At 66.9% G+C, this 24,330-nt stretch carries 22 protein-coding genes; 16 read left to right on the plus strand and 6 right to left on the minus strand.

The genetic code is table 11. The annotated features are described in order from the left end of the window. Nucleotides 1-38 precede the first annotated feature (38 nt). The 4 genes from ACWDTD_RS14405 to ACWDTD_RS14420 are packed head-to-tail and all read left to right on the plus strand — an operon-like array spanning nucleotide 39 to nucleotide 3,596. Nucleotides 39-1,022, plus strand: coding sequence for an ABC transporter ATP-binding protein (locus ACWDTD_RS14405; protein ID WP_449747798.1), 984 nt, complete (start codon nucleotides 39-41; stop codon nucleotides 1,020-1,022). 4 nt (nucleotides 1,023-1,026) lie between these two features. Further along, entirely contained in the window at nucleotides 1,027-1,839 is an 813-nt protein-coding gene (locus ACWDTD_RS14410; protein ID WP_449747799.1) for an ABC transporter permease, read from the plus strand. Between the two features lie 13 nt (nucleotides 1,840-1,852). After that, nucleotides 1,853-2,971 (plus strand): sensor histidine kinase, encoded by a 1,119-nt coding sequence (locus ACWDTD_RS14415; protein WP_449747800.1) that lies wholly within the window; start codon nucleotides 1,853-1,855, stop codon nucleotides 2,969-2,971. Between the two features lie 13 nt (nucleotides 2,972-2,984). Continuing rightward, the gene (locus ACWDTD_RS14420; RefSeq protein ID WP_449747801.1) at nucleotides 2,985-3,596 is read left to right on the plus strand and encodes a response regulator; all 612 of its coding nucleotides are present in this window, start codon (nucleotides 2,985-2,987) and stop codon (nucleotides 3,594-3,596) included. A gap of 27 nt (nucleotides 3,597-3,623) precedes the next feature. On the opposite strand, the gene ACWDTD_RS14425 is transcribed toward ACWDTD_RS14420, so the two are convergent. Next, nucleotides 3,624-7,052, minus strand: coding sequence for a glycosyl hydrolase family 65 protein (locus ACWDTD_RS14425; RefSeq protein WP_449747802.1), 3,429 nt, complete (start codon nucleotides 7,050-7,052; stop codon nucleotides 3,624-3,626). A 146-nt stretch (nucleotides 7,053-7,198) separates the two neighbouring features. Here ACWDTD_RS14425 and ACWDTD_RS14430 point away from each other — a divergent pair, with 146 nt between their 5' ends. Further along, entirely contained in the window at nucleotides 7,199-8,092 is an 894-nt protein-coding gene (locus ACWDTD_RS14430) for a GmrSD restriction endonuclease domain-containing protein (RefSeq protein WP_449747803.1), read from the plus strand. A gap of 28 nt (nucleotides 8,093-8,120) precedes the next feature. Here the strand turns inward: ACWDTD_RS14430 and ACWDTD_RS14435 are convergent, their stop codons facing one another. Beyond that, nucleotides 8,121-9,017, minus strand: coding sequence for an EamA family transporter (locus tag ACWDTD_RS14435; RefSeq protein ID WP_449747804.1), 897 nt, complete (start codon nucleotides 9,015-9,017; stop codon nucleotides 8,121-8,123). Between the two features lie 83 nt (nucleotides 9,018-9,100). Between ACWDTD_RS14435 and ACWDTD_RS14440 the strand changes: the two genes are divergently transcribed. Next, nucleotides 9,101-10,009 carry a LysR family transcriptional regulator gene (locus tag ACWDTD_RS14440; protein WP_449747805.1) on the plus strand — a complete coding sequence of 303 codons (909 nt, stop codon included), beginning with the start codon at nucleotides 9,101-9,103 and terminating at the stop codon, nucleotides 10,007-10,009. A gap of 100 nt (nucleotides 10,010-10,109) precedes the next feature. Beyond that, the gene (locus ACWDTD_RS14445; protein WP_449747806.1) at nucleotides 10,110-10,787 is read left to right on the plus strand and encodes a response regulator transcription factor; all 678 of its coding nucleotides are present in this window, start codon (nucleotides 10,110-10,112) and stop codon (nucleotides 10,785-10,787) included. Here the strand turns inward: ACWDTD_RS14445 and ACWDTD_RS14450 are convergent. Then, on the minus strand, nucleotides 10,760-12,187 hold the full coding sequence (locus ACWDTD_RS14450) for an ATP-binding protein (protein ID WP_449747807.1): 1,428 nt from the start codon (nucleotides 12,185-12,187) through the stop codon (nucleotides 10,760-10,762). The genes ACWDTD_RS14445 and ACWDTD_RS14450 overlap by 28 nt on opposite strands. Before the next feature lie 118 nt (nucleotides 12,188-12,305). On the opposite strand from ACWDTD_RS14450, the gene ACWDTD_RS14455 reads away from it, so the two are divergent. Both ACWDTD_RS14455 and ACWDTD_RS14460 read left to right on the plus strand, forming a co-directional pair. Then, nucleotides 12,306-13,058 (plus strand): ABC transporter permease, encoded by a 753-nt coding sequence (locus ACWDTD_RS14455; protein WP_449747808.1) that lies wholly within the window; start codon nucleotides 12,306-12,308, stop codon nucleotides 13,056-13,058. Nucleotides 13,059-13,595: 537 nt separating this feature from the next. After that, the gene (locus tag ACWDTD_RS14460) at nucleotides 13,596-14,177 is read left to right on the plus strand and encodes a TetR/AcrR family transcriptional regulator (RefSeq protein WP_449747809.1); all 582 of its coding nucleotides are present in this window, start codon (nucleotides 13,596-13,598) and stop codon (nucleotides 14,175-14,177) included. Nucleotides 14,178-14,187: 10 nt separating this feature from the next. Here ACWDTD_RS14460 and ACWDTD_RS14465 read toward each other — a convergent pair whose 3' ends face one another. Further along, nucleotides 14,188-14,778, minus strand: a complete 591-nt coding sequence (locus ACWDTD_RS14465; RefSeq protein ID WP_449747810.1) for a TetR/AcrR family transcriptional regulator — start codon at nucleotides 14,776-14,778, stop codon at nucleotides 14,188-14,190. 161 nt (nucleotides 14,779-14,939) lie between these two features. Here ACWDTD_RS14465 and ACWDTD_RS14470 point away from each other — a divergent pair, with 161 nt between their 5' ends. The 7 genes from ACWDTD_RS14470 to ACWDTD_RS14500 are packed head-to-tail and all read left to right on the plus strand — an operon-like array spanning nucleotide 14,940 to nucleotide 21,758. Beyond that, nucleotides 14,940-15,344 (plus strand): SCP2 sterol-binding domain-containing protein, encoded by a 405-nt coding sequence (locus ACWDTD_RS14470; RefSeq protein WP_449747811.1) that lies wholly within the window; start codon nucleotides 14,940-14,942, stop codon nucleotides 15,342-15,344. A gap of 15 nt (nucleotides 15,345-15,359) precedes the next feature. Beyond that, nucleotides 15,360-16,904, plus strand: a complete 1,545-nt coding sequence (locus ACWDTD_RS14475; protein ID WP_449747812.1) for an acyl-CoA synthetase — start codon at nucleotides 15,360-15,362, stop codon at nucleotides 16,902-16,904. After that, nucleotides 16,901-18,154: a cytochrome P450 gene (locus tag ACWDTD_RS14480; protein ID WP_449747813.1), complete on the plus strand. Its 1,254-nt coding sequence runs from the start codon at nucleotides 16,901-16,903 to the stop codon at nucleotides 18,152-18,154. Before ACWDTD_RS14475 ends, ACWDTD_RS14480 begins: the two co-directional genes overlap by 4 nt. A gap of 11 nt (nucleotides 18,155-18,165) precedes the next feature. Further along, nucleotides 18,166-18,951, plus strand: a complete 786-nt coding sequence (locus tag ACWDTD_RS14485; protein WP_449747814.1) for a coniferyl-alcohol dehydrogenase — start codon at nucleotides 18,166-18,168, stop codon at nucleotides 18,949-18,951. Between the two features lie 13 nt (nucleotides 18,952-18,964). Next, nucleotides 18,965-20,317 carry an aldehyde dehydrogenase family protein gene (locus tag ACWDTD_RS14490; RefSeq protein WP_449747815.1) on the plus strand — a complete coding sequence of 451 codons (1,353 nt, stop codon included), beginning with the start codon at nucleotides 18,965-18,967 and terminating at the stop codon, nucleotides 20,315-20,317. Between the two features lie 29 nt (nucleotides 20,318-20,346). Beyond that, a complete protein-coding gene (locus tag ACWDTD_RS14495; RefSeq protein WP_449747816.1) occupies nucleotides 20,347-20,538 on the plus strand; it encodes a ferredoxin in 192 nt (63 codons plus the stop codon). Then, nucleotides 20,535-21,758 carry an NAD(P)/FAD-dependent oxidoreductase gene (locus ACWDTD_RS14500; protein WP_449747817.1) on the plus strand — a complete coding sequence of 408 codons (1,224 nt, stop codon included), beginning with the start codon at nucleotides 20,535-20,537 and terminating at the stop codon, nucleotides 21,756-21,758. The genes ACWDTD_RS14495 and ACWDTD_RS14500 overlap by 4 nt, the downstream gene beginning before the upstream one ends. 26 nt (nucleotides 21,759-21,784) lie before the next feature. Here ACWDTD_RS14500 and ACWDTD_RS14505 read toward each other — a convergent pair whose 3' ends face one another. Both ACWDTD_RS14505 and ACWDTD_RS14510 read right to left on the minus strand, forming a co-directional pair. Next, nucleotides 21,785-23,317 (minus strand): long-chain-fatty-acid--CoA ligase, encoded by a 1,533-nt coding sequence (locus ACWDTD_RS14505; RefSeq protein ID WP_449747818.1) that lies wholly within the window; start codon nucleotides 23,315-23,317, stop codon nucleotides 21,785-21,787. A 23-nt stretch (nucleotides 23,318-23,340) separates the two neighbouring features. Further along, the gene (locus ACWDTD_RS14510) at nucleotides 23,341-24,327 is read right to left on the minus strand and encodes an NAD(P)H-dependent flavin oxidoreductase (protein ID WP_449747819.1); all 987 of its coding nucleotides are present in this window, start codon (nucleotides 24,325-24,327) and stop codon (nucleotides 23,341-23,343) included. Nucleotides 24,328-24,330: the final 3 nt, after the last annotated feature.

Here is a 24,330-nt window from a genome sequence, read left to right on the forward strand (position 1 = left end):
CTTATCGCGGGTCCGACGTGGACGCGAGAGTTGATGTCATGAACGCGACCACAATCAACCCCACGGCGATCAGGGCAACGGCCCTCACCAAGCAGTTTTCCGGGCAGCACGGCCGCACCGTCCGCGCTGTCGACGGCATCGACCTGACGATCAACTCCGGCGAAGTCGTCGCCTTCCTCGGACCCAACGGCGCCGGCAAGACCACCACGCTCGACATGATCCTCGGACTGAGCGACCCCACCAGCGGAAGCGTGGAGGTGTTCGGTCGTCCGGCCACCGAAACCGCGTCGACGGGGCGGGTCTCGGCGGTCACCCAGACCGGGGGGCTGCTACCCGACTACACCGTCGAAGAGACGGTCCGGGTGCTCGCGTCGATCTTCGCCTCGGGCGCTCCCGACCGCGAGATGCCCGATGTGGCCGACGCGATGGCACGCGCCAACATCACCTCGATCGCCGACCGCAAGGTGTCGAAGTGTTCGGGCGGCGAACAACAGCGAGTGAAGTTCGCGCTCGCGTTGCTGCCCGATCCCGATCTGATCGTTCTCGACGAGCCGACCGCCGGGATGGATGTCGAATCGCGCCGCGCATTCTGGGCCGCGATGCGGGCCGACGCGGGCGAGGGCCGCACGGTGCTGTTCGCCACGCACTACCTCGAAGAGGCCAACGACTTCGCGGACCGCATCGTGATGATCGCGCACGGCAAGGTGGTTGCCGATGGTTCGGCCGAGGCGATCCGCGCGCAGTCATCCGGGCGCTCCGTATCGGCCATTGTCGACGACGCCGACCTGCGCCGGCTACGCGTCGCCTTCCCCCACGTCACCGACATCACGCGCCGGGGCGGACGCGCCTACCTCACCTGCGCTGATTCCGACGCCCTTGCGCGTTACCTGCTCACCGACACCGCTGCCCGCGATCTGGAGATCACCTCCCACGATCTCGAGGACGCATTCGTCGCCCTCACCACCGATACACCCGGCACCCGACAGGCATCCGATGCCGTCGCCGCAGTTGAAAGGAACTGAGAACATGGTTGCGATCCCCATCACCGCCGAGCGCAGGCGCGGCCCGTTCACCGGCGGCCCGCTGCGCGGGTTCTCGCCCACCTACGTCGCCACCGACATCCGCCGGGTCATGCGCAACCGTCGCGCGATGATCTTCAGCGTCGCGCTGCCCACGTTGATGTACGTGATCTTCGGTTCCACCCAGGGATATTCGAAGGACATGATCGGTCACGCCAACGTCGCCGCCTACGTGATGGTGCACATGGCCGTGTACGGCGCGATCCTGGTGACCACCACCAACTCCGCGGCCGTGGCGCTCGAGCAGCAGGCCGGTTGGACGCGCACCCTGCGGCTCACCCCGCTCTCGCCGGCCGGGTACGTGACCACCAAAGCGGTTGTGGCACTGACGGTTGCGATTTTGCCGCTGGCGCTGCTCTCGGTGGTGGGCGTGGCGACCGGTGCACGCGCACCCATCGGCATCTGGCTCGCCTCGGTGGTGCTCGGCTGGATCGGTTCGGTGACCTTCGCGGCCTTCGGGTTGGCATTGGGATCGGCGTTCCGCTCCGAGGCCGCGATGCAGGCTGCCGGCGGAATCCTCACCCTGCTGGCCTTCGCGGGAAACGTCTTCGTGCCGCTGAGCGGCGCGATGTTCACCTTCTCCCAGTTCACACCGATGTACGGCGTGAATGCGGTGGCCACCTACCCGCTCACCAACGGGTGGTCGTCGGCCGAGGAGTACGCACCGCTGTGGGTCGGTCTGGTGAACATGGCGGTGTGGCTGGTGATCTTCAGCGTTGCCGCCGCCTACTTCTACCGTCGCAGCACCGATCGTCAGTGAGAGAATCGACACCGTGAGCGAGGACGTCGGCACCCGACCACGCGGCATGAAGGCCTGGCGCGACACGCGCTGGGCCTTCGCGGCCGTGTGGCTGTTCTTCCTCGTCTACCCGCTGATCGCGATCCCGACATCGGATCATTCGGTCGCCGCGAAGGTGTACGGGATCGCGCTGGTGGTGCTCTTCGCCTGTGCGTATGTGGTGTCGTCGGTCTACACGTTGACACCGGTGATGCGCGGTGAACGACCTCGAGTGCCGCTTGCGCTGAGCCTGGTGACCTTCACGGTGATCGCGTTCGCGTCGATCCCGGTCCTCGGATCGCAGTTCTTCGTCTTCGCCCCGTACATCTGCGCCATCACCGTGTTCACGCTGCCGCTGTCGGCCGGGGTGGTGATCGTCTTCGGCCTGCTGTTGGCGATGGTGCTGGTTCCCAGCGCCGTGCCGGGCTGGGAGGTCGACGCGGGGCTGCTGACGGCGGTGGCGATCACCGGTGTCACCCTGCTGATGGTCAAGGTGATCCAGACCCGCGAAATCGCCCGGGATGCCGCGCAACGTGAACAGCGTGAACTGAAGTCGCAGCTCGCGGTGGTGGCCGAGCGGGAGAGAGTGGCCCGCGACGTGCATGACATCCTGGGCCACTCCTTGACGGTGCTGACGCTGAAATCCGAACTCGCAGCACGCCTTGTCGACCTCGACCCCGATCGCGCCAAGGCGGAGATGACCGAGATCAACGAGATCTCGCGGCGCGCGCTCGCCGAAGTGCGGGCCACCGTGGGCGATCTGCGCTCGCCGGACTTGCGCACAGAACTTGCCACGGCACGAACTGCGCTGCGCGCCGCGGAGATCGACGCGGATCTGCCAGAGATGAACAGTGACGAAGCAAGCGACCCGACGTTGGCATGGGTGCTGCGTGAGGCGGTGACCAACGTGGTGCGCCACAGCGATGCGACGCGTTGCCGTGTGCAGATCGACGGAAACTCCTTGTCCGTCAGCGACAACGGGAAAGGAATCGACGGGTCGACGTTCGGCAACGGCCTGACCGGGCTCGCCGCGCGGGTGTCGGATGCCGGCGGTGTGCTCGACGTTGGTACGGGCGAGGGCGGCGGAACGATCGTGAAGGTCAGGATGCGGTGAAGGCTGGGTTGGGGTGAACGAGATCCGGTTGCTGCTCGCCGATGATCAGGCATTGGTGCGCGGGGCGTTGGCGGCACTGCTCGATCTCGAACCCGACATCAGGGTGGTCGCCCAGGTGGGTCGTGGGGACGATGTGGTGGATGCGGTGCGCGCCAACAACGTCGACGTGTGTCTGCTCGACATCGAGATGCCCGGGATGACGGGTATCGAAGCTGCCGCTGCGGTGCGGGCTCAGACACCCGGGGTGCGTTCGCTGATCGTCACGACGTTCGGCAGGCCCGGTTACCTGCGCCGGGCGGTCGACGCCGGCGCATCGGGCTTCGTCGTCAAGGACACACCCGCCTCGCAACTTGCCGACGCCGTCCGTCGTGTGCACGCCGGGTTGCGGGTGATCGACCCGACGCTGGCCGCCGAGAGCCTGACCGCGGGTGACAGCCCCCTCACCGAACGCGAAACCGAGGTGTTGCGTGCAGCTTTGGGTGGTGCGACGGTGGCCGCGATCGCGCAGCAGGTTCATCTGTCGCCCGGGACCGTGCGCAACTATCTGTCGTCGGCGATGGGCAAGACGGGAACCGGAACGCGAGCGCAGGCCGCGCAGGCGGCACGCGAACGCGGATGGTTGTGAGGGCGGGACCCGGACACTTCCGAGCGGTCACCCCAGGCGCACCACGCCCCCCGGGCGCAACTGCGCCACCTCGCCACGACACTCCACCTCGATGGGCGGTTGCGATCCCGGGGCAGCGGTCACCCGGACTTCGCGACCGCTGACCCGAAGCCGCAGCCGGTGCCCGCGATAGGAGATCGCGACCTCAAGTGCACCGAGGGAGTCCGGCCAGTACGGCCGCAGGATCAGGCGATTGCCGCGGGTCTCGAGGCCGGTGAAACAGCGCTGCAGCAGATCGACGCTGCCCGCCATCGCCGCCAGGTGAATGCCCTCCTGGGTGGTGCCGCCCTGAATGTCCTCGACATCCGAACGCAGCACGTCGTCGAAGAACTCCATGGACTCGGGGCGGCTCAGTCGTGCGAGCACGCCGGAGTGCACCAGCCTGCTCAGCGTCGAGCCATGCGAGGTCCGCGCCATGTAATAGTCGACGGTGCGGCCGATGGTGTCGTCGTCGAGTTCATATCCCATCCGCCCGAACAGATCTCGAAGTTCGCTGTCGGACAGGACATAGAAGAGCATGAGGACGTCCGCCTGCTTGGACGCCCGATAGGCGTTGACGTCGTCACCCTCGGCCTCCAGGATGCGGTCGAGGCGGGCGACGCTGCCGTACTTCGCGCGGTAGCCGTCCCAATCGAGTTCTGCCAGCGCCTCATAGCCCTCGAACTGGCTGATGACGTCGTCGTGGAACGGCACGTACATGCGCCTGGTGATGTCCTGCCACCGGGCCGTTTCCTGGACATGCAGGCTCAGCCGCTGGGTGAGTTCGGCGCGCACCTGCAACGGGAGCACGGTGAGCACCTCCTCGGCGCGGCGCATCACCCAGACCGCCATGACGTTGGTGTAGGCGTTGTTGTCCACGCCGTCGTAGGGATGATCCGGGTAGCCGCCGTGGAACTCATCGGGGCCGATCACCCCGCGGATCACATACCGGCCTCGGGCCTCCTCGAAAGTGGCGAGACTGGCGTAGTAGCGCGCGATCTCGATGAGCATCTCGGCGCCGTAGTCGACGAGGAACTCGAGGTCGCCGGTCACCTGGTAGTACTGCCACACGTTGTAGGCCACAGCGATTCCGATGTGGATCTGCCTCGCACTGGGATCGGGATTCCACCGGCCCGAGTCCGGGTTGAGGTGCAGCTGTTGACTTTCCTCACGGCCGTCGCTGCCCGACTGCCACGGGAACATGGCCCCCTTGTGTCCGGCTGCGGTCGCCGATGCCTGCGCTTGCGCCATCCGCAGAAAGCGATACCGCAGCAGCGACCGGGTCAGCGTGGGCAGGCGGAGATTCAGCACCGGGAACACAAACAGTTCGTCCCAGAAGATGTGTCCGCGGTAGGCCTCCCCGTTCAAGCCGCGCGCCGGCACCCCGACGTCGAGCTCACTTGTGTTGGGCGACAACGTCTGCAACACGTGCATCAGATGGAACCGGACGATGCGCAGCACGTCGGCACGGCCCTCGAAGGCGATGTCGAACCGATCCCACAGGGTGCCCCACCGCAGAACGTGCCCGTCGAGGAGTTCGTCGAACCGAGGAAGCCGGCCCAGCCATCGCTCGGCTTCGTCGAGGGGTTCGGAGATCGCGGGGTCGCGCCCGGTGAACACCGTGACCAGCTTCTCCAGGGTGACCGGTTCGTCGCTGACGGCATCCACGGAGATGTCGTGTCCGATGCGGTCCCCGTCACCGTCGGTCTCGTGTACCGGACTGTATCGGCCGATGGAGGTGTCATGGTTGTGCCACACAGTGTTTCGTGCCGCCATCGCCACGGTCACCCGCGACTGGTTGGTCTGCACCGACAGCGCCGCGGAGTCCTCGGACAGTTCGGTGGCGGCGACCGGTTGGAGGTGGGTGCCCGCCAGGTCGCGGTAGCGAGGGACCAGCGAGTTGGTCACGGCGCCGTCGAGCAGCGACCGGAACTCCACCCGGCCCGACCATCCGCGCGGCACCAGAGTGACCTCGAGCGCGCACACGTGCGGGAGATGCATTGCGACGAAACGTCGTTCGGAGACATCGGTGATCCGGCCGGAGGCGTCGCGGAAGGAGAACCGTCGGGTGAGGATGGCGCGGCGCACGTCGAGGACCTGGCGGTAGTCGATCAGGTCGGCGCGGTCGATGTCGAACCAGTCGCCGCCGTCGACGCGGAACGTCAGCGACAGCCAGTTCGGCAGATTCACCATGCTCTCGTTGTCGATGGTACGGCCGTCGATCCGGTCCTCGAGCCGGTTGAAGATGCCGGCCGCGTAGGTACCCGGATAGTGCACGTCGCCGGCCCGCGCGTCGGGCGAGGCGCCGCGGGTACAGAACACCCCGTTCCCGGTGCTGCACAACGCCTCTCGTAACAGCTGCGTGTCCGGATCGTAGCTGTCGTACACCATCGCCCAGGGGCTGTCGGGCGTAGCGACGGCTTCGGGTGCCGACCCCAGGAGGTCGGCCAGCCGTTGGAGTAGTTCGCGGACGTCGTCGGGATCGGCGACGGAGAACTCTGCGGCCGACCGGCGTTCACCGTCGGGTTGTCGCACGACGATGCCGATCGAGTCGCGGGGCAGTGCGTCGAAGGCGAACTCGTCGGCGAGGGCGTCGCCGACGTAGATCGGCAGGGTGGTAGTGCCGTCGCCGAGGAGTTCGAGCAGCCGATCGAGTGCGCGACCTCGATTCCAGCCGGCGTCGGCGTCCGCGTCGGCGGATGGTTGTTGTGCTCCGTCAGGTCCGTGGAGTTGCCGGCCGTCCCGGCCCGCGTACCAGATGCCGTCGACGTTGACCCGCGCCCGCAGGTCGTCGACGTCTCGGCTGCTGATCACCACCACCGGGCACGAGGCGGCCACCCGCTCGATCTGTTCGGCCGCGCCCTCGACGAGTCCTTCCGCGGCTGCGTCGGTGGCGTTGCTGGCCGAGGGCGCGATGGTGCCGCCGTAATCCAAAACCACCACCGGCGTGCGGTCACGGACCCTTGCGGTCAGCTGGTAGCGGGAGGTGAGCGCCTCCGGAATCTGCGACACCCGAGCGAAGCCCGAGCGGACGTCGATCCGGGCGGGGCTGTCGACCACCACGTCCACGTCGCGATGCTGCGAGGTGGTGGCGCCGATCGCGATCACCAGATCGAACCCCGCACGGGCGCCCACGCCTACCCCTCGCTCGGTGGTATCGATCACCACGGTGCGCGCCGGCGGCACACCGAGGCGGTGCGCGGTGTCGAGGAGCGGATCGACGATGTCTGCTGCGGGTTCGTTCGGTTCGACCACGACGACGTCGACGGCGATACCCGCGCCGCGCAGGCGCCGGGACAGTTCGGCGACCGACGGATCGGACGACAGCGGGTCACCCCCCGATTCATCGCCGACGAGGCGGTCGAGTTCGAAGATCACCGCGTCGTGGCGGCGGACGTCGATCTCCGCGACCGTCGCTGTTGCGAGCCGAGTGTCCATGTCGCCGTCTCCGTTGATCGATCGCCCTGGATAGCCCGACCCTATCGACATCTCGGCGACCGCATAGCGGCCTCGGCGAGATTGCGGATCGCGAATCGTCCGGTCACCCGACAGCCGCGGCGTGGGTCGTCGGAGGATAATCAACCGTGCCCGAACCGCGTCACCGAAAGAAGCATGCCGTGCGTATCCAGGGCCTGTTGTGGGCCTTCTCCGCGGTGGCGAGCGCCGCGCTCGTCGCCACGATCTCCACCGAACCGGCACAGGCGGCACCTCCGCCCGCCTCGTCGGTACTCGCCGATCTGAATTCCCTGCCGGTGAAGGGCCGCGCCCCGATGACCGGCTACAGCCGCGCCCAGTTCGGCCAGGCATGGTCGGACGACGTGGCGGTTGCCCAGGGACACAACGGATGCGACACCCGCAACGACATCCTCCGGCGTGATCTCACCGCGATCACACTGAAACCGGGCACCGACGGCTGCGTCGTCGCCTCGGGCACGCTCACCGATCCGTACACCGCAACGGTCATCCCGTTCGTACGGGGCCCGCAGTCGAGAGACGTCGAGATCGATCACGTCGTGGCCCTGGGCGACGCCTGGCAGAAGGGCGCTCAGCAGTGGTCGCCGGACACACGGCGCGATTTCGCCAACGACCCGCGAAACCTGCTCGCCGTCTCGGGACCGGCGAACCAGCAGAAGGGCGACGGCGACGCCGCCACCTGGCTGCCGCCGAACAAGTCCTTCCGGTGCACCTACGTGTCGACGCAGGTCGAGGTGAAGAAGACCTACGGCCTGTGGGTGACAGCGGCCGAGAAGCAGGCCATGCAACGCGTGCTGTCGTCGTGCGCCCATCCTGACCCCACGCCGCCGACGACGACCACGCCCCCGGCCACCGCACCCCCGGCCACACCTCAGTCGCCGGGCGGGACCTACTACGCCAACTGCAGTCAGGCCCGCGCTGCCGGTGCCGCACCGATCTACGCCGGACAGCCGGGATACCGGCCCGGTCTCGACCGCGACGGCGACGGCGTCGCCTGCGAGTAGCCCGGCACGTTGTGCGCACGGCCGCGGGTCATTCGCGGCACGGAGTCGCCACCATGTCACCGCCGAGAGGGATCTCGGGTTCGGTGATGCGGGCGCCGCTGCGGGCCGCCCCGATGCCCGCGGCCACCACCAGAGCGATACCCGCCACCGAGGCGGGACCCGGAATCTGGTGCAGGATGAGCAGTCCGATCAGGACCGCGAAGGCTGGTTCGAGTGCCATCAGCGTGCCGAACGCGGACGTGGTGAGGCGGCGAAGCGCCTGTAACTCCAGGGCGAACGGGATCACCGGCAGCAGGATCGCGAGCCCGAGGCCGATGAGCCACAGGTCGGGGGTCATCCTGCCGATGGTTGAGGGACCGGCGATCAGGGTGGCGACGATGCCCGCGACCGGCATGGACACGGCCAGTCCCTGAAGGCCGGTGACCTCGTCGCCGATCCGTTGGGTCAGCAGGATGTAGGTGGCCCAGCACACCGCGGCCGCCAGGGCGAACAGCACGCCGACCAGGTTGACCGCCCCGGACCACGGGTGGGTGAGGAGCACCACGCCGACCGCGGCGAGCGCGGGCCACAGGATGCGTCGACCACCGCGGGCCGTGGCCACCGCGACGCCGAGCGGGCCGAGGAATTCGAGTGCGCTGGCGGTGCCGAGCGGGATGCGCGCCACCGCGGCCATGAAGAGCATCACCGTGCCGGCCGTCACGACGCCGAGCGCCGTAGCGGTGGCGAAGGTGCGTCGGGTGAAGGCCGAAGGTCGGGGCCGCACGAACACGAGCAGCAGCACCCCGGCCCACATCAGTCTCAGCCAGCCCGCACCCTCGGCCCCCACGCGGTCGATCAGCGTCACCGAGACCGCGAGCCCGAGCTGGACACACAGCATCGAGGCGACGGCCATGGCCGTGCCGGTGCGCGCCGAGTTCGTTCCCATGAAGCCATTGAAGGCCCGCAGGACCGTTCGTGTCCACGTGTGATTACTGGACATACCGTTCGGTAATCGTGAACACTCCACGCATGGATCTGCGTCGTCTCGAACTGCTGCTGGCGTTGTCGCGGCTGGGCTCGATGCGCGCCGTCGCCGACAGCTTCGGGTTGACCACGTCGACGGTGTCGCAGCAGATCGCGTCCCTGGCTCGCGAGACCCGCACACAATTGATCGAACCGGACGGCCGTCGGGTGCGGCTGACCCCGGCGGGCCGGCGACTGGCCGATCACGCGGTGACGATCCTGGCCGACGTGGACGCTGCCTTGCGCGATCTCGATCCCGACGCCGAGCCGATCGGCACGCTGCGGGTGGGCGGGTTCGCCACCGCCATCCGCGCGTCGCTGCTGCCGGTGCTCGCCGACCTCGCGACGACACATCCGGGCCTGCACGCCATCGTCGGCGAGTACGAGCCCATCGAGGCTCTCGAGCTGCTCGTCGACGATGAACTCGATCTCGCGCTGACCTACGACTACCAGTTGGCACCGGCGGTGGCCGACCCCGTGCTGCGCAGCACCGCACTGTGGACCACACCGTGGGGATTGGCGGTACCCGCAGACGCCGTCGATGTGGCGGACCTGTCCGCGTACGCGGAGCAATCCTGGATCGTCAACTCCCGCAACAGCGCCGACGAGACGGTGGTGCGCGCATTGGCGTCGCTGAACGGATTCACGCCGCGGATCGCGCATCAGATCGACAGCCTCGAACTCGTGGAGGACCTCATCCTCGCCGGGTACGGCGTGGCATTGCTACCGGTGAACCGGGCGGCCCGAGCCGGTGTGAAGGTGCTGCCGCTCGCGCAGCCGGGCGTGCAGATGACCGCGTACGCGGTGACCCGACGAGGGCGCGACTCGTGGGCGCCGCTGCGACTGGTGTTGAGCCGCTTGACCGCTGCGGACGATCGTGTTCGGATCTTGGACCAGTGGCCGCGATCGGGGTGACGCTCCCGATCGCGGCGAGTGGCACTCAGCTTTCGCTCGGTGGAGGGGACGAATACCTTCCTGGGTGGGCATCTCCGACGAGACGGGAAGTGGTAGGGCTGTGCGAATTCTCGTGGTCGACGACGATCGCAATGTCGCCGAGACGGTCCGCCGGATGATGGCAGCCGAGGGCTGGGTGGTCGACGTGGTCCACGACGGCGTGGCGGGCCTGGAGAAGGCGACCACGGAGCACTTCGACGTCATCGTTCTCGACATCATGATGCCGGGTCTCAACGGCTACGAGGTGCTGCGCAAGCTGCGTGACGCCGGTGTGTGGACACCGGTGCTGATGTTGACCGCCAAGGACGGCGAATACGACCAGGCCGACGCATTCGATTTCGGTGCCGACGACTACCTGACCAAGCCGTTCTCGTTCGTGGTGTTCATCGCGCGACTGCGTGCACTGGCCCGGCGAGGTGGTCCCGAACGGCCGGCCATCCTCGTCGCCGGAAGCCTGACCCTCGACCCGGCCGCTCATGTGGTTCGTCGTGGTGATGACGAGTTGCCGCTCACGCCACGAGAATTCGGCGTTCTGGAGTTTCTCATGCGACACAAGGGCGAGGTGGTGACCAAAGCCGAGATCCTGCGGTCGGTGTGGGATGTCAACTACCGCGGCGACGAGAACGTGGTGGAGGTCTACGTCAGCTACCTGCGCCGGCACATCGATACACCGTTCGGCTGCAAGGCGATTCAGACCGTGCGGGGAGTGGGTTACCGCCTCGCGGCCGATGGTGGCTGAGCGGCGGAATCGCCGGTGGGCAGCCGGAACCCGACGGCGGCACCGCCCTGGGGTGAGTCCGCGATCAGCACCTCGCCACCGTGGGCACGCACGATCTCGGTGACGATCGACAGTCCCAGGCCCGAACCGCCGGACTCTCGCCGTCGCGACGCATCGAGGCGCACGAAGCGTTGCGCGACGCGGGACTTGTCCGGATCGGCGATGCCGGCCCCGTTGTCACACACCATGACGGTGACCGACTCGTGGTGCGAGTCCTGGGCCATGATGATGCTGATGTGGTCGCGGGTGTGCCGGACGGCGTTGTCGGCGATGTTGCGCAGCGCGCGCGACAGTTTCTCGGCGTCGCCGCGTACCCGGACCGCCACGATGGTGGCGTCGATGCGGTGGTCGGTGAGGGCATCGAGCCGGGCGACCTCGTCGCTGACGATCTCGTCGAGATCCACCTCGTCGACGCTCAGCGGCACACCACTCTCGTCCGCCCGCGCCAGCAAGAGGAGGTCGGCGACCATGCGTTGCAGTCGCAGCGCGTCGGGCAGCATCACCGACTCGACGGTGGCCGGATCGATCGACTGGCGTTTGGCGTGCGACAGGTCCAGGAGTCCCACCAGGGTGGTGAGGGGGCTGTTGAGTTCGTGCGAGGCGTCGTTGACGAATTGGAGTTGCTGTAGCCGCGACAACTCGATGCGGTCGAGCATCTCGTTCATCGTGACGGCCAGTGCGGCCACCTCGTCGTCGGTGCCGGGCACCGGTACCCGCTGGGTGAGGTCGCCGCCGTTGATGTCGTCGACCCGGGTGCGGATGTCGTCGACCGGGCGCAGTGCCCGACCCACGAAGTGGTGGGTGAGGACGGCCATGCCGATCACGATGAACGGGAACACGATGCAGCACAGGACCGCCAGGGTGATCACGGTGGTGTTGATGGGCGCTTCCTCGGCCCCCACCTGGATGGTCAGGGTGCCCTGCGGCGTGGCGACACCGTAGGCGGTGGCCTGGAACTCCTTGTCGGTGTCGGTGGCGTGCGCGCCGTGGATGGTGAGTCGTTGACCGGCCGCCACCGGCGGTGACATCGGCTGCGAGTAGGCAGGATCGTTGACCAGCAACAGCTTTCCGTCGGCGTCGGTGATCTGCACCGCGGCGACGTTCTGTCCCGGCGCCAGCAACTGCCGGTCGACGTCGGTGAGGCTCTCGGCGGTGATGCTCTGGGCGATGAGCTCGGCGCGCGCGAAGGTGGCCGCGTCGGCGGTGCGTAGCAGCACGTGGTGCAGCACCCCGATCATGACGATGGCGGCAACCGCGAGCGCTGCGCTCACCAGACCGGTCGCGACAAGCGTGAGCCGCATCCGAACAGGCCGCACGATGCGCAATAACCGCAGGTAGAGAGCATCGAGACGGGCACGCACCCTTCGACACTAGCTCCGCACCGTTTCTGGCCGCGGCCGTCCTCAGCATCTCCTAAGCTCGCATCGACGATGATGATGGCGTGCGCAGGTTCGTCGGTCCGCGTGTGGATGAGCCGTGATGTCGGTCGATCGAACGCTGATCCACATCGGGCCGGCATTGGCCATTGCCGTGGCGGTTCTCGCGGTGATCGCGGTGATCGCCAATCGGTGGAACGGGGAGGGTCTGGCCCGGGCCACGGTGCTGGCGGTGCTGCGGGCCACGGTGCAACTCGCCCTGCTCGCCGCAGTACTGGCCGTGGTGATCCAGACCTTGTGGGCGTCGGCGATTTTCGTCCTGGTGATGGCGGTGGCCGCGGCGGCGACCTCCGCGGGTCGGGTCCGATCGGGTCGGCCCACGGTGAGCACGACGGTGCGGTGTCTTGTCCCGGTCGCGGCGAGCACACTGCTCATCGTCGTGGTGCTGGTGCTCGTCGACGTCCTGCCCGCCACCGGTCTCGCCATCATTCCCACCGCCGGAATCATGTTGGGCGGCGCGATGAACACCACCTCGATTGCGGGCCGGCGCGCCCACGACGAACTACGCACTCGTCGTGGCGAGGTGGAGGCCGCGCTCTCCCTCGGCCTACTGCCGCGCGAAGCCCGGCTCGAGATCTGCCGCCCGTCGGCGATCACCTCGTTGATTCCCGGCCTGGATCAGACCCGTTCGGTGGGGTTGGTCACCATCCCCGGTGCGTTCGTCGGCATGGTCCTCGGCGGCGCCTCCACCACGGCCGCGGCGATCATGCAGCTGTTCGTGCTGGTGTCACTGCTGGTGGTCAGTGCCGTCGCGGCGCTGGCCACCATCGAGTTCGTCGCCGGCGAAGCGCTCTGATCCGGCGGTGGCTCACCCTCACGGCTCGGGTGATGGTGATGCGACGAGAACCACCGCGCGTAAGCCGAGTGAGGCACGCGAGGCTCACCGCGATCCCGCCCGCGCTCGCCAACACGATCCGGGCACGCCGTGATGTCGTCGCGGACAGCAACACCATCGCGACCGCCCACGCCGTGGTGCCGGTGACATGTCCCGAGGGATACGACGACGATGTCTCGAGAACGTCGATGCCCAGCGGCCCACCGCTCACCAGAATCCAGGCACCGGTGAAGGCGACAGCGATGAGCAGCACGATGCCGCACACGACTCGGAAACGGTGGTGGCGCATGCTGTCACGATCGCGCTTGGTCGCTGTGGGGACGCTGAACGATGCTGAGTGTTCCCAAGGGGACGGGCCCTCGTTGTTAGACTGACGATCGCCCGCGGCGACGGGTCCCGACCAGGCAGCGGGCGTTCGACTCTCCGCGTCCACCGGGCAGGGTGATCGAAACGAGGGTGAGGGCGAGGGCGATGACATCAGCGCCGACGTGGCGAACGGTGCCCGCTCCGGAGCTCGACACGATCCTGACCGCGGCGCTGGAGTCGTTCAGCGAACACGGCTACCACGGCACGTCGGTGCGCGACATCGCCCGGCTGGCGGGCCTGTCGGTGCCCTCCCTGTATTACCGGTACGACAGCAAAGAGGGCGTGCTCTACGCCCTGCTCACCTACGGGCTCGGCAGGGTGATCGAACGCGTGGAGGCCGCGGCGGCGTCCTCGGATGATCCGACCGAACAACTTGCCCACGTCGTGGAGGCGATCGTTCTCACCATGACGCGCAACGCCGCGGTGTCGTCACTCGATGTCTCCGAAGCCCGCTATCTCGGTCCGCAACGACACCAGGAGTACGCCGTGATGCGCGCCGACGTGGAGCATACGGTCACCGCGATCCTCAAGGCCGGTATCGAGTCAGCCGGTTTCCGGATCGATGACGTGCCCGAGACCATGCGGGCCATTCTCGGTATGACGCAAGCGATTCCGCGGTGGTATCAGTCCGATGGTTCCGACCGGCCCGAGGAGATAGCCGCGCGCTATGCCCAACTCGCGCTGCGGATGGTGGGCTCGCCGGCAGCCGGCTGAGCCGCAGATGTCAGGCGGAGACCTCGACGTCGTCGGAATGTGATGCCGCGCGCCGCTCGGCGAGGCGGTGGGCGTCGATCGGTATCCGGCGCAGCGCCGTTTCCAGCGACGCGAGGTCGCCGAGGTCCCCTGCCTGCTGGAACCCCACCACGAGAAAGAGTGCCTCCCTGGCCAGTTGCCTCGCTGCCGCTACGTCGCCGACCACCCCGGTGAACGCCTTCGTGACGGTCTCCAGGCGTTGCGCATCGACCTCGCGCTGCAGGGCCTTCACCTCGGCGTCGACTCCCGCCCAGGTGCGGATCGCGGCCTCGGAGGCGTGTGGCAGGTCGAGGCCCACCTCCAGTAGCCAGTCGACCTGACGCTCCGCGTCGCTCACCCGTTCTGCCTGTCGGGCAATCCTCTCGGTCTGCTCCTGGCCCCAGTTGGCGAGCAGTTCCCGCGTGAACGACTGCCAGTTGTCGAAGGAATGGTAGAAGGAGCCGGTCGTGACGCCGACGACTTCGCACAGCCGGTTCATCTTCAGCGCCCCGTACCCCTCGTCGGCGAGGATTCCCATCGCGGCAGCGAAAAACCGCAGCTGCACTGGCGTCCACGAGTTCATCGCTCACCTCCAGCCGTCGTCGGAACGTGGTCTCCACCTTAAGCGGTGATCGGCGAAGTGTTCCCGGGGCAGACGGTTGCATTTATCCATAACATAACTTATGTTACTGTTTGTGACTCACGCCACGTGGGCCGCGTCACACTCAGCAGTTGGAGGCAATCATGGGGTTCCGAGACTCCACAGAGGTCACGAAGTACATCGGCGGAATCTTCGAGAACGCGTTTGAGGATCCGGAGCTCGCCGCCAAGCTCCACGCAGCCGGGATCATCATCAAGTTCGACTTCGCCGACCCCGACGTCGTCCTCGCGATCGACATGGGCAACGGAGTGGTGCAAGAGGGCATCGGATCGCTGGTTCCCGATGCCGAACTCGCGATGACCGCCGACACCGGAAACGCCTACTGGCAGGGCAAGGTGAACCTTCCGCTGGCCATGGCCAAGGGCCACATCAAAGTCGGCGGCAATGTCGCGGCGATGCTCAAGGTCGCACCACTGTCCAAGCAGCTCTTCTCCACCTACGTCGATCGCTTGAAGGCCGACGGCCGAACCGACCTGCTCGTCGGCTGAGGCGCAGTCCACGACATGTATCCCGGAAAGTACGCTGCCCTCGATCCGCAGAAGCCCGCACTCGTCATGGCCGATTCGGGCCGCATCCTGACCTACGGCGAACTCGAGACCAACTCGGCCTCCCTCGCCCGTCTTCTGCACGACCGCGGCCTTCGCGCCGGAGATGTGGTCGCGCTGCTCAGTGACAACAGCCCCGAAGCACTTGAGGTGTATTGGGCCGCACTGCGCTCGGGCCTCTACATCACGGCCATCAACCATCATCTCACCGCCGAGGAAGTCGGCTACATCATCGACGACTCCGGCGCCACGGCGCTGGTCGCCGCCGCATCGCTCGCCGAGCTCGCCGAGGCCGTGACGTCGCTGACGCCACAGGTCGAGACACGACTTGCGTTCGGCGGCAAAGTGTTCGGCTACGATTCCTACGAGGCGGTCATCGCCGACGCCGGCGAACCACTCGAGCAGATGCCCCGCGGCGCCGACATGCTGTACTCGTCGGGCACCACCGGCCGCCCCAAGGGCATCAAGGCGCCGCTTCTCCCGATCACCGTCGACCAACCGGGCGATCCGATCTTCGACCTGCTCGGAAAGGCGTTCGGGATGAGCCCCGACACCGTCTACCTGTCGGCCGCGCCGATCTACCACGCCGCACCGCTGCGCTACTGCGGTGTCACGCAAGCCAACGGCGGAACCGTGGTGATGATGGAGCGATTCGAACCGGAGGCGGCCCTCGCCGCGATCGAGCGGTACAAGGTCACCATGCTGCAGATGGTGCCGACGATGTTCGTGCGGATGCTTCAACTCGACGATGAGACCCGGCACCGGTACGACACGTCGAGTCTGCGCATCGCCGTGCACGCGGCCGCACCGTGCCCGCCGGAAGTCAAGAGGGCGATGATCGACTGGTGGGGACCGATCCTCGTCGAGTACTACTCGTCAACAGAGGCAAACGGTTTCACCCTCATCACGTCGCCGGAATGGCTGACGAAGCCCGGTTCGGTCGGAAAGCCGATCCTCGGCGTCGCCCACATCTGTGACGAGGACGGCAACGAGCTACCCACCGGCGAGGTGGGCACCGTGTACTTCGAGCGCCCTGCCCTACCATTCCGATATCACAAGGACGACAACAAGACCCGCGCAGCACAACATCCGGGGCATCCCACCTGGACGGCGGTCGGCGACCTCGGCTACGTCGATGACGACGGATACCTCTTCCTCACCGACCGCAAGTCGTTCATGATCATCTCCGGTGGGGTGAACATCTACCCGCAAGAGGTCGAGAACGTTCTGACCCTACATCCGGCCATTCGCGACGTCGCCGTCATCGGCGTGCCCGACCCGGTGATGGGTGAATCGGTCAAAGCCGTGGTGCAACTACGTGACGGTGTGGAACCGACCGACGAACTGGCAAGCGACATAGTCGATTACGTTCGGGATCGCATCGCGCACTACAAGGCACCCAAGAGCGTCGACTTCGTTCCCGACTTACCGAGGACGCCCACCGGCAAGCTCGTCAAACGGCACCTCATCAACCAGTACCGCGTTCAGGAGGCCACGGCATGACCATCACCACCGCCGAGCACACGTTCCACCCAGAACGTGTCACGGACATGAACTTCTGGTCGAAGTCGTTCGATGAACGCGACGACGTGTTCGCCCGCCTGCGGGCGGACCATCCGATCACCTGGCATCCACCCATGGAGGCAGACCTGATGCCGTCGGAGCAACCCGGTGTATGGGTGGTCGTTCGGCACGAGGACATCGCCGAGGTGAGCAAGAACCCGGCCCGCTTCTGCTCGGGCAAAGGTGTCCAATTCGAGGACGCACCAGAGGATCTCCTCGAAGCATCCCACTCGTTCCTCGCCATGGATGCGCCGCGGCATGGGCAGTTGCGCCGCCTGGTCAGTGCGGCGTTCACCCCCAAACAGGTCGCGAAGATCGATCACCGGATCCGGGAGCAGGCCGGTCGGATCGTCGACGGTCTGCTCGCCGAAGGCGGCGGCGACTTCGTCGACCTCGTGTCCAAGCAGATGCCGATGTGGACGATCTACGAGATGATGGGCCTCGATCCGGCACTGCGCGCCGAGGCGTCGCACATGGCCGACGAGATGGTCGCCTACAACGACCCCGATGTCGCCAACGGCCGTGAGCCGGGGGAGGTGGTCAACGAGTCGCTCGTGGCGTTGCTGACGACCGGTCTCGAGTTCGCCGACCTGCGCCGCCGCGAACCCGCCGACGACCTCATGACCGGGCTGGTCAATGCCGAGGTCGACGGTAACAAACTCGCCGATGACGAGATCGCCGCGTTCTTCGTGCTGGCATCGGTCGGCGGCAACGACACCACGCGTAACACGATCTCTTTCACTTCCCTTGCTCTGCAAGAGTTCCCACAACAGCGGGCGTGGCTCATGGAGGACTACGACGGGCGTATACGGACGGCCGTCGAGGAATTCATCCGCTGGGCGTCACCGGTGATGACATTCCGGCGCACTGCCACGCAAGACACCGTCCTGGCCGGCCAGCCCATCGCGGCCGGCGAGTGGGTGGCGATGATGTACTCGTCGGGCAACCGTGACGAGCGGGTGTTCGACCATCCGCGCGAATTCGACCTGTCACGTCACCCGAACCCGCACCAGGGATTCGGCGGCGGCGGTCCCCACTTCTGCATGGGGAACTTCTTGGCGAAGATGCAGATCACCCATCTCTGGCGAGAACTGCTCACCAGGGTTCCGACACTCGAAGTCGGTGAGCCACAGCTGATGCGGGGCAACTTTGTCCGTGCCGTCAAGTCGCTGCCGTGCGAGATCCGCTGAAAGGGATTGACATGTCCAGATATACGGGCCGACGAGTCGTGGTCACCGGTGCCGCATCGGGTATCGGGCACGCCACCGCCGAACGTCTGATCGCCGAGGGTGCCGAGGTCTACAGCCTCGACCGCAACGAGCCCACCGCGGCGGTCACCGAACATCACAAGGTAGACCTCTCCGACCCGGTCGGCATCGAGCACGCACTCGAGAATCTTCCGCCCACCGTGCACGCCCTGTTCAACGTGGCCGGTGTGCCGGGCACAGCACCCGCCGAACTCGTCTTCCGGGTGAACGCGATGGCTGTGCGGCAACTCAGCGAGGGCATCCTTCCCCGTCTGGAGCCGGGTGGATCGGTCGTCAACGTCTCGTCCACCGCGGGGTTCGGCTGGCCGGCCCGCCTCGAGGTCATCAAGGACCTGCTGGCCACCGACACCTTCGATGAGGGGGTGAAGTGGTTTGCCGAGCATCCCCAGGAAGGCAACGCCTACAACTTCTCCAAAGAGGTCGTCACCGTATACACGATGATGATGGGTCTCGTCTTTGCCGATGCCGGGCTGCGGATCAACGCCGTGCTTCCCGGCCCGGTGCAGACACCGATCCTGCCCGATTTCGAGGAGACGATGGGCATCGACAACCTCGACGGTCTCAAGGAACTGCTCGGCCGCCACGCGAAACCGGAGGAGATCGCCGCCGCGGTCACCTTCCTGGGCTCCGACGACGCCAGCTGGATCAACGGGCATCCGCTACTGGTGGAGGGCGGTGCGTTCGGCGCGGTGTACACCGGCCTGGTACCGGCGCCGTAGATCTGAGGGTCCGATGCGGCAGCTACTGGAGAAGCTGCAGGAGACGCAGCGCTCGGGTGTCACCCGGCCCATCGCCTGGCGCAAGCGCCAGCTCGCCGGGTTGCGCCGACTCGTCGACGACAACGAGAGCGCGATCGCCGAGGCTCTCGCCGACGATCTCGGGCGCGGCCCGGCGGAGGCGTGGCTCGGTGACGTGTCCCCGACGATCGGTGAAATCGACTATGCGCTCAAGCATCTGCGTCGCTGGATGAGACCCGAGCGGGTGCGGCTGCCGCTGAGCCAGCAGCCCGGTCGCGGCCGGGTGGTGTACGAACCGCTCGGCGTGGTGCTGGTCATCGGCCCGTGGAACTACCCGATCTATCTCACCCTCTCACCCATGGTGGCGGCACTGGCCGCCGGAAACTGCGTGGTGGTCAAGCCCTCTGAGCTCGCACCGGCGAGTTCTGCGCTGATCGCCGACCTCGTACCGCGCTATCTCGACACCTCCGCCGTCGCGGTGATCGAAGGCGATGGGGCGGTCACCCAGGAGTTGCTCGCACTGGGCTTCGACCACGCCCTGTTCACCGGTGGAACCGAGATCGGCCGCAAGATCATGGCCGGTGCCGCACCCACCCTGACCCCGGTGACCCTCGAGTTGGGCGGCAAGAGCCCGGTGTACGTCGCCGCCGACGCCGACCTCGAGGTGGCCGCGAGGCGGATCGCGTGGGTCAAGCTTCTCAACTCCGGCCAGACCTGTGTGGCTCCCGACTATGTCCTCGCCGACCGGGAGATCTGCGACGACCTGGTGGCACGCATCGGCACCGCGGTGGCCCAGATGCGCGGTGGCGACCTCGCAGTGCCGATCGTGAACGACCGTCAGTTCGCACGGCTGACCGGATACCTCGACACCACCTCGGGTGCCGTGTCCAGCGGGGGCTCCCACGACCCGCAACGGCTGACGATCGAACCCACCGTCCTCGTCGACCCCAAACCCGACGATCCGGTGATGACCGAGGAGATCTTCGGCCCCATCCTGCCCGTGCTCGCCGTGGACGGCCTCGACGAGGTCGTCGAGTTCGTCACCGGCCGGCCCAAACCGCTGGCGATGTACGCCTTCACGGGATCGGCTGCGGTGCGCAAGCGGATCATCGCCGAGATCCCCGCGGGGGGAATGGTGTTCAACCACCTCGCGATGCAGGTGCTGTGTCCGCAGCTCCCGTTCGGCGGCGTGGGGCCGAGCGGCATGGGCGCCTACCACGGCATATGGGGTTTCCGGCATCTCAGCCACCGGAAGGCCGTGCTCACCAGGGCATCTCGGCCCGATCCCGGCTTCGTGTACCCGCCCTACACGCCACGAGCACTGAAACTCATGCGCCGCCTCCTGTGACCTACACCCGCACCGAAAGCGAGACCATCATGAAGATCTGCATCGACACCGACAAGTGCACCGGACTGGGTCTGTGCGAAGCCATCGCACCCGATCACTTCGAGGTGGGAGCCGATGGAACGCTCGTCCTCCTCAACGCCGACGTCTCCGCTGACGAGGTGGCCACCATCGAAGAGGCCATCAGCACGTGCCCGACCGAGGCGATCTCCCTCGAGCCATGACCAGCACCCGTCTCGTGGTCGTCGGGGCATCGCTGGCCGGATTGCGCGCAGCCGAGGCGGCACGCAAGTCCGATTCCGATGTGGCGATCACACTCATCGGCGACGAAGCGCACCTACCCTACGATCGCCCGCCCCTGTCGAAGGCCTACCTCGACGCGCCCCAACCCGAGGTGACCACGTTCCGTACTGAGCAGCATCTGCGCGAAGATCTTGGGGTGGACCTCGTTCTCGGCGCTGCCGCAACGAGACTGGACACCGACGAACGCACCGTGATGGTCGGCGATCGGCCGGTGCCGTTCGACGCTGTCGTCGTGGCGACCGGCGCCCGCGCACGCCGGTTGCCCGGAACGGACCTGACCGGTGTGCACACCCTGCGGACCCACGACGATGCCGTGGCCGTGCGGTCAGCGTTGGACGCCGGTGCGCGCGTCGTCGTGGTCGGGGCCGGATTCATCGGGTCTGAGGTGGCGTCCGCGGCGCGAAAGCGTGGTCTGGACGTCACCGTGGTCGAAGCGTTGCCCACACCGTTGGCGCGTGCCTGCGGCGAGGCTCCCGGCCGGTGGATCGCCGATCTGCACGCGCGCCACGGCACCCGCCTGCTGTGTGGTTCCGGAGTCAGCGCCGTCCACGGCGACGATCGGGTGGAGGCCGTCGAACTCGACGACGGCACGCAACTCGACGCGGATCTCGTAGTCGTCGGGATCGGCGCAATCCCCAATACCGAGTGGCTCAACGGTTCCGGTGTGGCCACCGACAATGGCATCACATGCGATGGATACCTGGCCACCAGCGTGGCGGGCGTGTACGCCGCCGGTGATGTCGCGAACTGGCCCAATCCGGTGTTCGGTCGACGGCAACGCCTCGAACACTGGACCAGCGCGGCCGAGCAGGGTGCGGCCGCCGCCCGTAATGCGCTTGATCCCGACCATGCCGCACCGTATGCGACGGTGCCGTACTTCTGGTCCGACTGGTACGGCTCACGCATCCAGTTCCTCGGCTCACCGGTGGCCGACGAGGTGGCGGTGGTCGACGGCTCGGCCGAGGGTGACCGTTGGGTGGCGCTGTTTCGCTCCGGTGATCGTCTCGTCGGTGTGCTGACCCTCAACGGTCAGACCGAGATCATGAAGTACCGGGCCAAGATTCGCGACAGGACCGACTGGACCGATGCCCTGGCCTACGCGGAAAGCCGGCGCCTGGCCCGCGTGCCCAACGTGAGATGACGACGACACCCACCATGACCAACGGCTCACACCGGGTTGCGCAGCGCGAACTTCTGGATCTTACCGCTGGCGTTTCGCGGTAGTTCCTCGACGACCATGACGGCTTTCGGCTGTTTGTAGGAGGCCAGGCGCGGCGCAAGCCAGTCCCGCAGTTCGTCCAACGTCGGTGCGCTCCGGCCCTCGCGCAGCACCAGGTACGCCACCGGCTCCTCCCCCCATCGGTCGCTGGCACGGCCCACCACAGCCGACTCGAGAATGGCGGGGTGCGCGGCAAGCGCGTTCTCCACTTCGGCGCAGTAGATGTTCTCCCCACCGGAGATGATCATGTCTTTCAGGCGGTCGACGACGAAGACGAAACCTTCGTCGTCGCGTCGCACGAGATCACCGGAATGGAACCAGCCTCCCGCGAAGGCTGCTTCGTCGGCGTCCGGGCGGTTCCAGTACCCCGCCATCATGTTCGGGCCGCGGTACACGATCTCGCCGACCTCGTCGGGTCCCACGTCGTCGCCGTTGGCGTCGATCACACGAATTTGGACGTAGCTCACCGGTTTTCCCACCGAACCGAGCTTGCGGCGGGCATCCTCGCCGCGCAGCACGCAGGTCACTGGCGACATCTCCGTCTGTCCGAAGACCGCCACATTCAGTGCTCCGGGAAAGGCGTCGACCATGGCTTGGATGAGCGTCGGAGACGCCGGGGCCGCACCCCAGGAGGTGGTCCGCAAGGCGAGCTTGCGGCTCGCGATATCGGGCTGGGCGACGAGCGCCTGCCACTGCGCCGGAACGAGGAAGACGCTGGTCACCTGTTCGGCTTCGAGCAGGTCAAGCAGTTCGGCAGGGTTGAAGGCACCGAGCGGTGCAACGACGATGACACCGCCGGTGATCAGCATCGGCAGGATGCCGGAGATTGCGGCGATGTGAAACATCGGGGTGGCGATCAACGAGACATCGTCGCCCCACATGTGGAATGCGCGCAGCGTGGTGATGCCCTGAACGAACAGGTTGAGGTGGGTGAGCATCGCCCCCTTGGGGTGGCCGGTGGTGCCCGAGGTGTACATGATCATGGCGACGCTGTTGTCGTCGACGTCGTCGAGGACTTGCGTGGGGTCGGAGTCTGCCAGCGCCGCCTCGTACGGCCGGGTTCCGGCCGTCGGGGCACCGGCGCCGATCACGAGAGTCCTTCCTGCCCAGCCGGATTCCAGCAGCACCGGGTGCAGCGCGGCCTCGACCACGACGACGTCGGGCGCACTGTCTTCCAGGATGAACGCGAGTTCGGCGCCGCTCAGCCGGAAGTTGAGCGGCACCGCGATGGCCCCGACCCGTGCTGATCCGGTGACCACTTCGAGGAATTCCGGTGTGTTCATCGTGAACAGCGCCACCCGATCGCCGGACCCGGTGCCGGTGGTGCGCAGCCAGGCCGCAAAGCGCGACACTCGCTGGTCGAACTGTGCCCAGGTGCGGGTGCGACCGTTGAAGCGGATCGCCGGCTGGTGGGGCCGCTGCTGCGCGTGCGTCGCAGTGAGCGACGACCAGTTGATCCGGCGGTGAACGGCGAGGTCCATGTTCGTCTCCTTCGACGGTGTGGTCACGGGGTCGCCAGTGAGGCCAGCGCGGCGTCGTATTCCTTTCGCCAGCGCTCGACGAGTGCGGCGGTGCTTCCCCGCTCGGTGATCGCGCCGATGCCCTGGCCCGATCCCCAGATGTCCTTCCAGGCTTTTGCCGGCGACGCGGCATCGGCGGCGACGTCGGCGGCAGCGTCGGCGAAACTCATCTTCGTCGGGTCCGACGTCGGAAGGTTGTCCGGGTCGAAGCCGGCCGCCACGATCGAGCCCCGAAGGTAGTTGCCGTGTACGCCGGTGAAGAAATTGCTGTAGACGATGTCGCTCGACGACGACGCGACCACCATGTCCTTGTAGGCGGCTGCGGCGATTGCTTCGTCGGTCGACAGGAATGCCGAACCGATGTAGGCGAAGTCGGCGCCCGCGACCTGTGCGGCAAGGATCGACCGACCGTTGGCGATGGCACCGGAACACAGCAGCGGACCGTCGAACCAGCTGCGGATCTCGCTGAGCAGCGCGAACGGGGACAGCATGCCGGCGTGACCGCCCGCTCCCGCCGACACCGCGATGAGCCCGTCGGCCCCTTTGTCGATCGCTTTGTGGGCGAACGTGTTGGTGATGACGTCGTGCAGCACGATGCCGCCGTAGGAGTGGACCGCGTCGTTGACCTCGGTGCGGGCGCCCAGTGAGGTGATGACGATCGGCACCTCGTGTTCGACGACCGTGGCGAGGTCACGGTCGATTCGGTCATTGGACTTGTGCACGATCAGGTTGACGGCGAAAGGTGCCACCGGCTGGTCGGGCTGGGTCCCGGTGTATGCCGCGATGCGTTCGGTGATCTCATCGAGCCAGTCGCCCAGCAGCGTTTGCGGTCGGGCGTTGAGACTCGGGAACGAGCCGATGACACCCGCAGTGCATTGTGCGACAACGAGATCGGGTCCCGATGAGATGAACATCGGCGAGCCGACAACCGGGACGGTGAGGGGTCTGGTCAATACTTCGGGCAAGGTCACGGC

Source organism: Gordonia sp. NPDC003425, assembly GCF_053588635.1.